Below are 13,086 nucleotides of genomic sequence, written 5' to 3'. Positions count from 1 at the left end.
GGGCGCCCCGCCCGGTGGACGCCGACGCGCTGCTGGCCGAGCGGGCGCTGGACGGCGACCCGCTGGCCCGCACCGCGCTGGCCGAGCGGGTGGCCGCCCCGCTGGAGTCCGCCGGCGGCGGGGTGCTGGACACCGTGCGGGCCGTGCTCGGCAGCGGCGGCAACCTGGAGGCCAGCGCCCGGGCGTTGTTCGTGCACCCCAACACCGTGCGGTACCGGTTGAAGCGGGTCACCGAGCTCACCGGGCTGTCGGCCACCGACCCCCGCGGGTCCTGGACCCTGCAGGTCGCCCTCGCCCTCGCGGCCCTGGACGGCGGACGCTCGCTCTGGTCGTGAGCTGTGGCCGATCGCACCCCGGGTCACAGATTTGTGGGAACCCTCCAGAACTGCACCGGTGTTCTTCGTGGCCGACGGCGGCCCGCCGCGGCACCGTGCCTGGCACGGTGGGCACGTGCTCGCCGTCCTCGCCCCCGGCCAGGGGGCCCAGAAGCCCGGGATGCTCACCGACTGGCTGGAGCTCCCCGGCGCCGAGTCCTTCTTCCGCTGGGCCGGGGCGGTCGCCGACGCCGACCTGCTGACCCTGGGCACCACCGGCGACGCCGAGGCGATCAAGGACACCGCGGTCACCCAGCCGCTGGTCGTCGCCATGTCGCTGTTCGTGGCCCGCGAGCTGGGCGGGCTGCCCGGCCCTGTTGCGCACACCCCGCAGGCCGGGCGCGACGTCGTGATCGCCGGGCACAGCGTCGGAGAGCTGACCGCGGCGGCCCTGGCCGGGGTGCTGTCGGTGGAGGCGGCCATCGCGCTCACCGCCGTCCGCGGCCGCGCGATGGCGCGGGCCTGCGCGCAGACACCGACCGGCATGTCCGCCGTGCTGGGCGGCGACCCCGCCGAGGTGCTGGCCGCCATCGAGACGCACGGGCTGACCCCGGCGAACGTCAACGGGGCGGGCCAGGTCGTGGCCGCCGGGTCGCTGGACGGGCTGGCCGCGCTCAAGGCCGACCCGCCCGCCAAGGCCCGGGTCATGCCGCTGTCGGTGGCCGGCGCGTTCCACACCGACTACATGGCCTCTGCCCGCGAGGAGCTCGAGGGCCTGGTCGGCGGCATCCGCCCGGCCCAGCCCTCCCGCCTGCTGGTGTCGAACAAGGACGGCTCGGCCGTGGAGACCGGCGCCGGCGTGCTGGACCGGCTGGTCAGCCAGGTCACCAGCCCGGTGCGCTTCGACGCGTGCCTGGACACCCTGCGCGAGCTCGGCGTCACCGCGGTCATCGAGCTGCCCCCGGCCGGGGCGCTGGCCGGGCTGGCCAAGCGCGACTGGAAGGGCCGCCACGACGTCGAGGTGCTGGCGATCAGCGGCCCGGGCGACCTGGACCGGGCCCGCGAGCTCATCGCCGCCGAGCGCGGTCGCCCCGAGGCCGAGCAGGCACCCGACTGGCGGATGGTGGTCTCCCCCGCCCGCGGGTCGATCTCGCCGCACCCGATCGAGGAGGGCACCCGGCTGCCCGCCGGCACGACGCTGGCCACCGTGGCCGGGCGGCGGGAGACCGTCGAGGTCGCCGCCGGGTACGCCGGCGTCCTCGCCGAGTGGCTGGTCGCCGAGGGCGACCTCGTGGACGCCGGTGACCCGCTGGCCCGTCTCTACCCGGAGGAGTCCGCATGAGCGACACCCGCATCTCCCTCACCACCGGCGCCCCGGGCGCCGCGGTGCTCGGCATCGGGGCCTACCGGCCGCGCCGACGGGTCACCAACGACGAGCTGTCCCAGACGATGGAGACCAGCGACGAGTGGATCCAGAGCCGGGTCGGCATCGCCGAGCGGCGCTGGGCCGGACCCGACGAGACCGTCGTCGAGATGTCGGTCGCGGCCGGCGGCAAGGCCCTCGCGGCCAGCGGCCTGGCCCCCGAGGACGTCGACCTGGTCGTCGTCGCCAGCGCCAGCCTGCCGACGATGATCCCCGGCGCCGGGCCCGAGGTGGCCCACCGGCTGGGCATCCGCCGTCCGGGCTCCTACGACCTCAACGCCGGCTGCGCGGGGTTCTGCTACGCCCTCGGCGCGGCCGCCGACGCCATCCGCACCGGGTCGGCCAGGCACGCGCTCGTCGTCGGCGCCGAGAAGCTCACCGACGTCACCGACCTGACCGACCGCAGCACCGCGGTGATCTTCGCCGACGGCGCGGGCGCCATGGTGCTGGGCCCGACCGAGGACCCCGGCGTCGGCCCGGTGGTCTGGGGCAGCGACGGCGACCAGCGCGACGCGATCGCCATCCCCACCGGCGAGGACAGCGACGGCAAGCTGACGATGGCCGGCCAGGCCGTCTACCGCTGGGCCACCACGAAGCTCACCGAGACCCTGCAGCAGGCGATGGACCGCGCCGGCGTCACCGCCGCCGACATCGACGTCTTCGCCCCGCACCAGGCCAACCTGCGGATCATCGAGCTGATGGCCAAGCGGCTGGGCCTGTCCGAGGACACCGTGGTCGCCCGCGACGTCGTCCAGGCCGGCAACACCTCCTCGGCCTCGGTGCCGCTGGCGCTGTCGGCCCTGCTGGAGTCCGGCGAGGCCAAGAGCGGCGACCTCGCCCTGCTGCTCGGCTACGGCGCCGGGCTCACCTTCGCCGGACAGGTCGTCCGGCTCCCCTGAACCCCGGGCGGCACCGCCGTCCGGCCCTGCACGACCCCTGGACAACCGAAGAAGAGGAGGCCCTCGTGGCCAGCACCGCCGAGATCCAGTCCGGCCTCGCCGAGATCCTGGAGGAGGTCGCCGGGGTCGCACCCGCCGACGCCACCCCCGAGAAGTCGTTCACCGAGGACCTCGACGTCGACTCGCTGTCGATGGTGGAGATCGCCACCGCCGTGGAGGACAAGTTCGGCGTCGCGATCCCGGACGACGAGCTGGGCGGCATCAAGACCGTCGGCGACGCCATCTCCTTCATCGAGAAGAACCAGTAAGAGAAGGACCACCTCGCCCCCCGGGAGACGCGCTCCGCACGTCTCCCGGGGCCCTGCGAGGCGGCCGTTCCATCCGCTTGCAGCCCGTCCCAGGAGGAGACACCCGTGAACTTCAACAACACCGACGTGGTGGTGACCGGGCTCGGTGCCACCACCCCCCTCGGCTCCGACGTCGCCTCCACCTGGGACGCGCTGCTGGCCGGGAAGTCCGGGGTCACCCGGATCACCGACGAGTGGATCGAGCCCTTCCCCGCCCAGCTGGTCGCCCGGCTGGCGCAGGACCCGGCCGAGAAGGTCGACCGGGTCCGGTCCCGCCGGCTGGACCGCAGCCAGCAGGTCGCCGTCGTCGCCGCCGAGGAGGCCTGGGCCGACTCCGGCGCCGGGGACGCCGGCTACGACTCGCTGCGCATCGCCGTGGTGATGGGCACCGGCATCGGCGGCGCGCTCACCCTGCTCAACCAGGACGACATCCTGGAGGAGAAGGGCCCCAAGCGGGTCTCCCCGTTCACCATCCCGATGCTCATGCCCAACGGCCCCGCCGCCGCGGTGGGCCTGGCGATCGGCGCCCGCGGCGGCGTGCACGCCCCGGTCAGCGCCTGCGCCTCGGGTGCGGAGGCCATCCGCTGGGGCCTGGACATGCTGCGGCTGGACCGTGCGGACGTCGTCCTGGTCGGCGGCGCCGAGGCCTGCGTGCACCCGCTGCCGATGGCCGGCTTCGCCTCGATGCGCGCGATGAGCACCCGCAACGACGACCCCGAGCACGCCTCCCGGCCCTTCGACGCCGGCCGGGACGGCTTCGTCCTCGCCGAGGGCGCGGCCTGCCTGGTCCTGGAGCGCGAGGACGCCGCCAAGGCCCGCGGCGCGAAGGTCTACGGCAAGCTCGCCGGCGCCGGCGGCACCTCCGACGGCTACGACCTCGTCGCCCCGCACCCCGAGGGCGAGGGCGCCCAGCGGGCCATCGGTGCCGCACTGCGCGACGCCGGGCTGTCCGCCTCCGACATCGGCCACGTCAACGCGCACGCCACCTCCACCCCGGTCGGCGACATCGCCGAGGCCGCCGCCATCCTCGAGGCGATCGGTGACCACGCCGCGGTCACCGCCACCAAGAGCCAGAGCGGCCACCTGCTCGGCGCCGCCGGCGCGCTGGAGTCGGTGTTCTGCCTGCTCGCCCTGCGCGACCAGGTCATCCCCGGCACGCAGAACATCGAGCAGCTCGACGACGCCGCCGCCGTGCAGAAGCTCGACATCGTGCGCGGCGCCCCGCGCACGGCCACGTTCTCCGCCGCGCTGAACGACTCGTTCGGGTTCGGCGGCCACAACATGGCCCTGGTCTTCACCACCGCCTGACTCTTGATGGAGGCCTCCTGATGACCACCGTGAGCCCCGCCGCCACCTTGGCCGAGCCCGACCCGCGCGACCCCGAGGACCGGCTCGTCCGGTTCTTCGACGAGGGCACCATGCAGCCGCTGGCCGCCCGGGACACCTCGGGAGCGATGGCCGCCCGCGGGACCGTGCAGGGCTCGCCCGCGATCGCCTACTGCACCGACGCCACGATCATGGGCGGCGCCATGGGGGTCGACGGCTGCCGGCACATCGTCGACGCCATCGACACCGCGCTGCGCGAGCACGTGCCGGTCGTCGGCATCTGGCACTCCGGCGGCGCCCGCCTGGCCGAGGGCGTCACCGCCCTGCACGCGGTCGGCGAGGTGTTCGCCGGGATGATCCGCGCGTCGGGTCGCATCCCGCAGATCTCCGTCGTCCTCGGCCCGGCCGCCGGCGGTGCCGCCTACGGGCCGGCGCTGACCGACCTGGTCGTCATGGGCCCGCTGGGCCGGGTGTTCGTCACCGGCCCGGACGTCGTCCGGTCGGTCACCGGCGAGCAGGTCGACATGGAGGCCCTCGGCGGACCCGACACGCACGGACGGCGTTCCGGCGTCGTGCACGTGGTGACCGAGTCCGAGCAGGAGGCGCTGGAGACCGCCCGCCGCGCGGTCGACCTGCTCGCCGCGCAGGGCAGCTTCGCCGCGACCGACGGGGAGGCCGACGACGACCTGTCGGCGATGCTGCCCGAGGCCAAGCAGCGCGCCTACGACGTCAAGCCGATGATCGCCGGGCTGCTGGACGAGGCGCCGCTGGAGCTGCAGAGCCGCTACGCCCCGAACGTCATCACCGCGCTGGGCCGCCTGGCCGGGCGCACCGTCGGCGTCATCGCCAACAACCCGCTGCGGCTGGGCGGGTGCCTGGACTCCCCGTCGGCGGAGAAGGCGGCCCGCTTCGTGCGCATGTGCGACGCCTTCGGCGTCCCGCTGGTGGTGCTGGTCGACGTCCCCGGCTACCTGCCCGGCGTCGGGCAGGAGTGGGACGGCGTCGTCCGCCGCGGCGCCAAGCTGCTGCACGCCTTCGCCGAGGCCGTGGTGCCGCGGGTGACCCTGGTGACCCGCAAGTCCTACGGCGGCGCCTACATCGCGATGAACTCCCGCTCGCTGGGCGCCACCGCGGTCTACGCCTGGCCCGGCGCCGAGGTCGCCGTCATGGGCGCCAAGGCCGCGGTCGGCATCCTGCACCGCAAGAAGCTCGCCGCCGCCCAGCCCGGCGAGCGCGAGGCGCTGCACGCGCAGCTGGCCGAGGAGCACGAGCGGATCGCCGGCGGCGTCGGGCGCGCCCAGGAGATCGGCGTGGTCGACGAGGTGGTCGAGCCGGCGCAGACGAGGAAGCGCCTGGTGGCCGCGCTCGCGGCCGCCCCGGCCGGCCGCGGCGCCCACGGCAACATCCCGCTCTGACCGCCCCCCGGCAGTTGATCATCGTCATCCGCAGGTGAGACGCGCCAATCGCCGGCGTGTCCCGGCTGCGGGTGACGATGATCAACTGGTGCGGAGGCGTTCGCACAGCACAGCGGCCCGGCACCCGTCCGTGGGTGCCGGGCCGCAGTGCGTCGCGGACGGTGCGCCGGTCCGGGGTCAGGGGGCCGACGGGTCCGCGACGCGCTACACCACCTGGTGCAGCCAGCTGATCGGGGCGCCGTCGCCCGCGTGCCGGTAGACCTCGAGGTCGTCGTCCCAGGCAGCACCCAGGAGCGCGTCGAGACCGTGCCGGAAGGACTCACCGGAGCCCGAGGTGGCGGCCAGGTGGCGGAGCTGCTGCTCGGACACCATCAGGTCGCCGTTGGCCGACATCGGCGCGCGGAACACGCCGTGGCCGGGCACGTACATCATCCGCTCGCCGTCGGAGCCCTGGCTGGGCTCCTCGGTGACCTCGAAGCGCAGCATCGGCCACGCCTTGAGGGCGGCGACGAGCTTCGCGCCGGTACCGGTGGCTCCGGTCCAGGCGACCTCGGCACGGTAGGCACCGTGCTGCGCGGGCTGTTCGGCCCAGGACAAACTGACCGGCGCGCCGATGACCCGCTCGAGGGCCCAGTCGACGTGCTGGCAGAGCGCCTTCGGGCACGCGTGCACGAAGACAACACCCTGCGTAGACCGTCGTTGCACAGTGCACCTCCATCGGATCAAGACGGGTCTCGTCTTCCCCAACGGACCTGACTCGGCGATGGCGGTGCGTAGCTCGAACGGGTGAAGCAGGAGTGCTCGCGACAGTCTGCCCGACTACCACGCCTGCGCGCTACTGCGGGTTCGAATCGCGGGCGCAGCTGTGCCAGAAGTGACGGATGAGGTTGGTGGGACACGTCCTTCGTTGCCTACAACCGGATGGCGGCAGTCATCTTCTGCCGAGACGACCATCGGCAGCCAACGAGTCCTTCGGCAGATCTCGCTGGACGATCGGCGCCGGGACGTCCACTGACTGGTGCAGGTGTTCCGCTTGAGTCGGGATGGCCGAACGTGACTGTGTCGTTACGTGGGGTCCGGTCTGTCGCCGCCGTGACTCCCTGTGCGACTGCCATGGTCCCTGCGTGACATCGACACAGCGCCGGGGCCGGCACTCGGTCATGAGCGAGGAGACCTTCGCCTGCGGGCAGGCCGCCCTGCAGGTGCTGTGGAACGGCGTCAGCGGGACGCCGATCGTCGACTCCAGCGGGCCGTGGCACGCCATCGAGCCCGGTCCCGCCGACATCGTGTTCTCCCTCTGCGGCCGCGAGGTGGCCCGGATGGACGGCGCAGCGCTGTGGCCCGACCCGCGGCGGACGCCGGCCTGCGTCGTCTGCGCCGAGCTCGCCCTGGACTGAGCCGCCCCGGGCACGACGGCGGCCCCGCACCTCGTCGGTGCGGGGCCGCTGCGCTGGTCGGGGTCAGGCGCGCCGGACGGTGAAGGTCGGCGGCTCCTTGAGGGTCTGGGCGACCACGCAGTACCGCTCGGTCAGCTTCGCCAGCGTGGCCAGCTTCTCGTCGTCGGCGTCGGTGTCGAGCTCGGCCACCACCTCGATGCCGGTCATGCCGACCGGGGCCTCCCGGGAGACGCCGAGGGTGCCGCGGGCATCCATGTCGCCTCGGGCCGAGAGCTTCGCGCTCCGGATGTCGATCGACATCGCCGTCGCCACGCTGCGCAGGGTCACCCCGGAGCAGCCGAGCAGGGCCTGCAGCAGCATGTCCCCGGAGCAGGCGTCCGAGCCGTCGCCGCCGGTGGTCTCGTGGAACCCGGCGCGTTGTGGGCCCGACCAGGTCTCGATCGTGGCGGTGATGCCGTCGTCGCGGAAGTCGCCCTCGGCGTGCAACCGGGCCATCGCGGCCGACGGGTCGTCCTTGTACCTCTGCTTGATGGGGGCCTGCATCTCGCGCAGGGCGGCAGCGTCCATGGGCGCATCCAACCCGCATGGCAGGCTGTCCGCTCGGGGCGGTAGCTCAGCCGGTCAGAGCATGGGACTCATAATCCCTGGGTCGTGGGTTCGAGCCCCACCCGCCCCACCGATATAAGTGCAGGTCAGGGGGTTGGTGCTTGATCGTCGATCTTGACACCAGGGCGCCGTGCCCACACGGTGCCCACACTACGTACCGTGACGTCTGGTGACAGTGGCCTGGTGGGCGGCGTCCATGCGTTCCGCGAGCGCCACGAGGTCGTCGTCGAAGAGCCCGGAGTAGACGTCGAGGGTCATCGCTGCGGAGGCGTGACCGAGCATCCGCTGGACCGCCTTGACGTTCGCGCCGCTGGCCACCAGCAGGCTGGCGGCGGTGTGCCGGAGGTCGTGCGGGCTGAGGTCCTCGAGCCCGGCGACCATGACCGCCGGGTCGAAGAACCGCCGCCGGAAGTTGCCCGAGCGCAGCACCGCGCCGCCCGGCGAGGTCAGGACGAGGTCGTCCGGGCCCTTGCCCTGACAGCGGCGGGACAGGGGCTCGACGAGGATGCTCGGGATCGGCACGGTGCGCTGCTGGTGCGTCTTGGGCGCGCCGTACTCGACGGTGCCGCCGACCTCGGTGGCGCTCTCGGCGACGGTGAGCCGCTTGCGGAGGAAATCGACCCGGCGGACCCGTAGGGCGGCCATCTCGCCGAACCGGAGGCCGGTGTACGCCAGCAGACGGACGACGTCGCCGTACTCCCCCGCTGCGTCGGCCAGCCGCTCCACCTCCGTGCGGGTGAGGAACCGGGGATCGGCGCGCCGGGCCCTGGGCAGCGGCACGCCGGATGCCGGGTTGCGCGGGATGCGCCCGTCGCGGACGGCGAGGGTCATGACGAGTGCGAGGACGCGGTGCGCCTGCCGCACCGTCGCCGGCGCGAGGCCGCCGGCGACGAGGTGGGCCACCCATGCGGCGACCTCGGCGTGGGTCACGTCGGCCAGCCGGTGCCGACCCCAGCGCGGCAGGATCTGGACGCGCAGCAGCGACCGGTAGCGGTAGAGCGTGCTGGGCTTCAGCCCAGTCTGTGCAGCGAGCCACTGCTCTGCCCAGACATCGACGGTGACCCGGCCACGCTCCGGCGCCGTCCAGGTCTGCGTGACGATCGCCGAGGTCTGCTCGTCGAGCCATCGTTGGGCGTCGACCTTGCGCGTGAATCGCTTCTCGTGCTGCCGCCCACGAGCATCACGGTACCGCGACCGGTACCGCTTGCTGCCGTCGCTGAGCACGTCCACGGTGATGCTGCCGGCCATCAGATGACCGTGCCCACGACGGCTCCCCGGGTCAACGCCGTCTCGAGTCTCTGGGGAGGCCGGCACGCCTGTGGACGACGCTCGCTCATCGACGGTCGAGGGCCTGGGCGTGCTGTTGCGCGATCCAGGCGTGGAGGTCGTCGGTGCGGTACAGGACGCGGCGGCCGAGGCGGAAGCTGCGGGGGCCAGTGCCCAGGTGGCGCCAGTACCGCAGGGTCGCGACCGGCGCACGGAGTAGGTCGGCCGCTTCCATGATGGTGAGCAGCTCGGGTTCGCGGCCGGCGGAATGGTCGGTCATGGTCGGCTCCGGTTCTGGTCGGATGGGCTGGGCCCCGTCACCTGTAGAAGGCGCCAAACGAAGCCCATTGGTGACAGCCGACCGCAAGATCCTGCCGGGATTCTCCAGTTGGCCTGCAGTCCTCTGAGGCGGCTCATCGCACGAGGCCGGGGGACGCGCCGCCCCGGGCGAGAGAGGGGCCGCGGCGCTCGGACTCCGGCCGGGGTACGCCGGGGTCGACGGCGGCCGGTCGAAGGGCTGCCGGGAACCGGGAGCGATCGGCGTCTCGGGCGCGCCACGCGTTGCGTTCTGCGATGACCCGATCGGCGGGCTGGCCGAGCAGGGTCGGGCCGGCCAACAGCGCGGCGATGCGTTCCCGCGCGCCGGCCAGCTCGTGTTCGGCGGCCGCGATGCCCCGGTCGACATCGCTCAGCCGCCCGGCAGGGTCCGGAGTGCAGCCCGGCACACCCACCTGGGTGAGCTTCTTGGCGGCCTGAAGGGCGACGACAGCGCGCAGCGTGTCGTGCTGACGCTGAAGGCCGTCCAGCCGATCCAGGCAACCCTGCTTGGCCGACCACGCCTCGCGCAGCTCGGCGAGCACCTGGTCGAGCGGGCGGGGCTCGGCGTAGCGGGCGGCTTCGGCGGCGGCGAGCTGCGCGGCGTGGCCGGGGCCCGAGTCGGCGCGGTCGCGGCCGAACACCGCTATCCACTGCTGCCGCGCCTCGGCCAGCTCGGCGGCCACCAGGTGGGCGGTGTTCGCAATGCGGCCGCGAGTCATGCCGACGTAGGCCGACGCGGCGCCGGTGTGCTCGCCGATCACCACATGGGCCGAGGCGACGGTGTCGCCCTGCACGCCGTGCGCGGTGCTGGCGTAGGCCAGCTCGACGTGGGCGGTGACGTACCCGGCGGGCAGTACCCGCTCCCCCGCTCCGGCCGGGGTGACACCCGGGGTGACATCGGCCGGGACCGCGCCGGTCGGGGTGACATCGGCCGGAACGACGGCCAGCGCCCCTGAGGAACCGACCGCGGTGACGGTCCAGATGTCACGGTTGGCGACGCCCAGTGCTTGGTCGTTGCGGCGGGTGGCGATCCGGTCCCCGGCGCCGATCCGCTGCCCCGCCCCGGTGACCGCGACCCGCGATTCGTCGACGCGGCCGTCGGCGACCAGCCGCTCCCGGATCGCGGCGCCCAACTCGGCGACCTGGTCGCGGGTGTCCACCACGATCGCTGTCTGCTCGCCCCGGCGGTGAAGCTCTGCGGCCAGGGCGGCCAGCGCCTCCCGCAGCGCAGCGGCGTTGGCGTGCAGGCGGACCTGGCCGCGGGCGGCCAGCGCGTCGAACACCCCGCCGGGATCCCCGCCGTCGCGCATGGCCAAGGTCAAGTCGGCGTACTCGGTTTCGGACACCGCCTGCCCGGCATCGTCGGTGCCGGTGAAGCGGTGCACCCGGTCGAGGGTCATGTGCGCGGCCGGGTCGACACGGCCCACCGCGAGATCCAGTACCCCGCCGCGGCCCACTGCGGCGAGCTGGTGACGGTCACCGAGCATCGCCACCCGCACCCGGCGCTCATCGGCGATGACCAGCAGGGCCCGGGCGGTGTCCTGGTCGAGCATGCCGGCCTCGTCCACCACCAGGACGTCCCCGGCCCGCAGCCGCGCCTTCTCCCCGGGTCCGGCATAGAGCTGGCCGGTGGCCGGGTCGAGCTCACCGAGGGTCAACCTGGTCCAGGTGCCGTTGTCGGTCCAGCGCCAGCCGTGCTGGAAGGCCAGCCAGGCCGCCGAGCCGGCGGTGGTGCCGACCTCGGCGGAGGCGACCCTGGCCGCCTTCAGGGTGGGGGTGACCACCACCAGCCGCCGCCCCCGCTCCTCCAGCAGTCGTCGAGCCGCGGCCAGGGTGGTGGTCTTGCCGGCGCCCGCCGCGCCCTCCACCACGATGAGGGGTCGGTTCCCGGCGAGCGCGGCCGCGGTCGCGGCCTGCCCGGCATCCAGCCGCTCCAGGCCGGCTCCCCGGTCCGGCCGCAGGTCGGCATCTGCACCGTGGTGAGTGCCGCGGGCGGCGAGGCGGGCGACCAGGTCGGCCTCGACCTCCAGCACCGCCGGAGAGGTCCAGGCCCGGACATGCTCGGGCACCCCGTCGCGGATCAGCAGCGGAAGGCAGCGGGCCAGGGCGCGGGCGGTGAGGTCCTCGGCCAACTCACTACGGACCGCTGCCTCGGCGACGACGCCCGCAGCGGCGAGCAGCCGTTCGGCCTCGCCGCGCAGGTCGGCGACGTTCCAGGCCGAGCGGCCGGCGGCCAGCCGGGTGAGCATCTGGTCGGCGGCGCGGTCGCGGTCCAGGACGCCGATCGGGGTGGGCCGCAGCTGGACCGGTGGGTCGGGGTCGCGGTAGCCGAGGGCGGCCAGTTCGGCCCGCCACCGCGCGGTGAGGTCGGCCCCCGAGCGCGGGATGACCTTGTCGGGGCGGCCGTCGGCCCATGCGCGAGCGTCCCACGCTCGGCGCAGCGCTGGCCCCGGGGATTCGCCGGGGTGCGCGGCGGTCCAGTCGCGTTCGTAGCGATCGAGATTGCGCCCGATCTGCGCCGCCCGGGCGCTGAACGGACCGATGTACTCGGCGAGCTCCAGTATTTCTCCAGTCGCATCCAGGGTGTAGCCGTGGGCGGCCAGGGCGGTGCGGAATTGCGGATCGCAGGCGACCGCGGCGTGCCCGATTCCGTTGATTGCGGCGAGGAAGTCGCGGACGCCGACGGTGTGCAGCCCGCGCCATTGCTCGGCGGCGAACACTCGGGCGTTGAGTTGCAGGTGGAGATGCCGGTGCGGATCTCCGGCGCGGGAGGTGTAGTGCCGCACCGTCACCGCCTCCAGCACCCCGAGCGGCACCTGCACCTGCCCGCCGCGCGGGCCGATCCGGGTAGTCGCGTGCCCGGAGAGCCAGCTGATGATCTCGATCGCGGCGCGGTCCTGCGCGGCGTCGTAGGCGGCGGCGATGTCCGGGTGCACCGCGGCGGCCAGCGACCAGGACTTGGGGCCATTGACCACGACTTCGACGAACCGCACCGCACGCTCGTCGGTTCGCAGCCGCCCGCGCGGCTGCCCGGTGTCTGGGTCCCGGCCGGCGACCCAGCTCTGGTAGGTCTCCCCCGTCAACGACGCACGCTCCTCCACCCGCCCGGCGGTGGCCGTGAAGCGGCGGGCCAGGCCGGTGCCCTCGGCCAGGTAGTAGTCATCAGCGCGACCGCGGTCGGCCTCCAGGTACTGCCGGGCAGCCGCCGGCGCACCGGCGTAGACCTTCATTCCGCCATGCATTTTCCACGCCACCCAACAATGACCATTAGGTCACCCCCAGAAACGACGATGGGCCCCGCGAAACGGGGCCCGAGCTACCTCTATTGGTAGCATGCGTGCCGCTCTTTTGGTGGCGCTTTACGCACGGCAGAGTCCGCGGTACGGGCGATTGTGGGGGCGTCGGAGTTCGGATTATCCAGAAGCGTTGACAGCCGTTGGTGATCGGATCAGGGGGTGCGGAAACGACCTCTCCTCCGCTCCCCGTAGCCAGCCAATCCCTGCTGCCGCTGGGTCGAGGAAAGGGTGGGCCGAAGGCCCATCGCGAAGCGACGCGCCAGCGCCCTTGCCGCGACCAAGGCAGCAGGCACCCTGAGGCTGGTGGGGAGCGAGTCTCCAGCCTGTCCGCGTCAGGTCCCAGCCGAGCGACGTTGTCCGTGGCCGTGCCAAAGTCCCCACGGGTGGCCATCGAGAAGTCCCCGCTGATGGCCAGGTAGGTCCCCGTCCCTCGCTCGTCGTGTCGATCGTGAGCTGAGGCCCTGGGCGGTGACGGTGGC

The 13,086-nt window shown here is 73.6% G+C and carries 12 protein-coding genes and 1 tRNA gene; 8 read left to right on the top strand and 5 right to left on the bottom strand.

All coding sequences use genetic code 11. The features are described 5' to 3' along the window. The 6 genes from NH342_RS18465 to NH342_RS18440 form a co-directional block, all read left to right on the top strand. Positions 1-335, top strand: a 335-nt coding sequence (locus NH342_RS18465; RefSeq protein WP_253017024.1) for a CdaR family transcriptional regulator, incomplete at its 5' end; no start/stop codon positions are given. Between the two features lie 58 nt (positions 336-393). Next, positions 394-1,656, top strand: a complete 1,263-nt coding sequence (locus NH342_RS18460) for an acyltransferase domain-containing protein (protein WP_253017022.1) — start codon at positions 394-396, stop codon at positions 1,654-1,656. Then, positions 1,653-2,636 (top strand): beta-ketoacyl-ACP synthase III, encoded by a 984-nt coding sequence (locus tag NH342_RS18455; RefSeq protein WP_253017020.1) that lies wholly within the window; start codon positions 1,653-1,655, stop codon positions 2,634-2,636. The genes NH342_RS18460 and NH342_RS18455 overlap by 4 nt, the downstream gene beginning before the upstream one ends. Before the next feature lie 65 nt (positions 2,637-2,701). Continuing rightward, positions 2,702-2,944 carry an acyl carrier protein gene (locus tag NH342_RS18450; protein WP_091063849.1) on the top strand — a complete coding sequence of 81 codons (243 nt, stop codon included), beginning with the start codon at positions 2,702-2,704 and terminating at the stop codon, positions 2,942-2,944. A gap of 105 nt (positions 2,945-3,049) precedes the next feature. Then, positions 3,050-4,291 carry a beta-ketoacyl synthase gene (locus NH342_RS18445; protein ID WP_253017018.1) on the top strand — a complete coding sequence of 414 codons (1,242 nt, stop codon included), beginning with the start codon at positions 3,050-3,052 and terminating at the stop codon, positions 4,289-4,291. Positions 4,292-4,311: 20 nt separating this feature from the next. Next, positions 4,312-5,724: an acyl-CoA carboxylase subunit beta gene (locus tag NH342_RS18440; RefSeq protein ID WP_253017016.1), complete on the top strand. Its 1,413-nt coding sequence runs from the start codon at positions 4,312-4,314 to the stop codon at positions 5,722-5,724. A gap of 204 nt (positions 5,725-5,928) precedes the next feature. On the opposite strand, the gene NH342_RS18435 is transcribed toward NH342_RS18440, so the two are convergent. Further along, positions 5,929-6,396, bottom strand: coding sequence for a DUF3145 domain-containing protein (locus NH342_RS18435; RefSeq protein ID WP_229827822.1), 468 nt, complete (start codon positions 6,394-6,396; stop codon positions 5,929-5,931). Positions 6,397-6,848: 452 nt separating this feature from the next. Here NH342_RS18435 and NH342_RS18430 point away from each other — a divergent pair, with 452 nt between their 5' ends. Next, positions 6,849-7,121 carry a hypothetical protein gene (locus NH342_RS18430; protein WP_253017014.1) on the top strand — a complete coding sequence of 91 codons (273 nt, stop codon included), beginning with the start codon at positions 6,849-6,851 and terminating at the stop codon, positions 7,119-7,121. A gap of 63 nt (positions 7,122-7,184) precedes the next feature. Here the strand turns inward: NH342_RS18430 and NH342_RS18425 are convergent, their stop codons facing one another. Continuing rightward, the gene (locus tag NH342_RS18425; protein ID WP_253017012.1) at positions 7,185-7,688 is read right to left on the bottom strand and encodes an OsmC family protein; all 504 of its coding nucleotides are present in this window, start codon (positions 7,686-7,688) and stop codon (positions 7,185-7,187) included. Positions 7,689-7,723: 35 nt separating this feature from the next. On the opposite strand from NH342_RS18425, the gene NH342_RS18420 reads away from it, so the two are divergent. Continuing rightward, positions 7,724-7,797, top strand: a tRNA-Ile gene (locus NH342_RS18420). An 80-nt stretch (positions 7,798-7,877) separates the two neighbouring features. On the opposite strand, the gene NH342_RS18415 is transcribed toward NH342_RS18420, so the two are convergent. The 3 genes from NH342_RS18415 to mobF form a co-directional block, all read right to left on the bottom strand. Further along, positions 7,878-8,975 (bottom strand): site-specific integrase, encoded by a 1,098-nt coding sequence (locus tag NH342_RS18415; protein ID WP_253017010.1) that lies wholly within the window; start codon positions 8,973-8,975, stop codon positions 7,878-7,880. An 85-nt stretch (positions 8,976-9,060) separates the two neighbouring features. Continuing rightward, the gene (locus NH342_RS18410; RefSeq protein ID WP_253017008.1) at positions 9,061-9,273 is read right to left on the bottom strand and encodes an AlpA family transcriptional regulator; all 213 of its coding nucleotides are present in this window, start codon (positions 9,271-9,273) and stop codon (positions 9,061-9,063) included. Between the two features lie 133 nt (positions 9,274-9,406). Further along, complete coding sequence (gene mobF, locus NH342_RS18405; RefSeq protein ID WP_253017006.1) at positions 9,407-12,541, bottom strand: MobF family relaxase; 3,135 nt, start codon at positions 12,539-12,541, stop codon at positions 9,407-9,409. Positions 12,542-13,086 lie beyond the last annotated feature (545 nt).

This window comes from Klenkia sp. PcliD-1-E (assembly GCF_024124375.1).
Classification (GTDB): Bacteria; Actinomycetota; Actinomycetes; order Mycobacteriales; family Geodermatophilaceae; genus Klenkia.
This window is presented reverse-complemented; position numbering and strand designations above follow the sequence as displayed.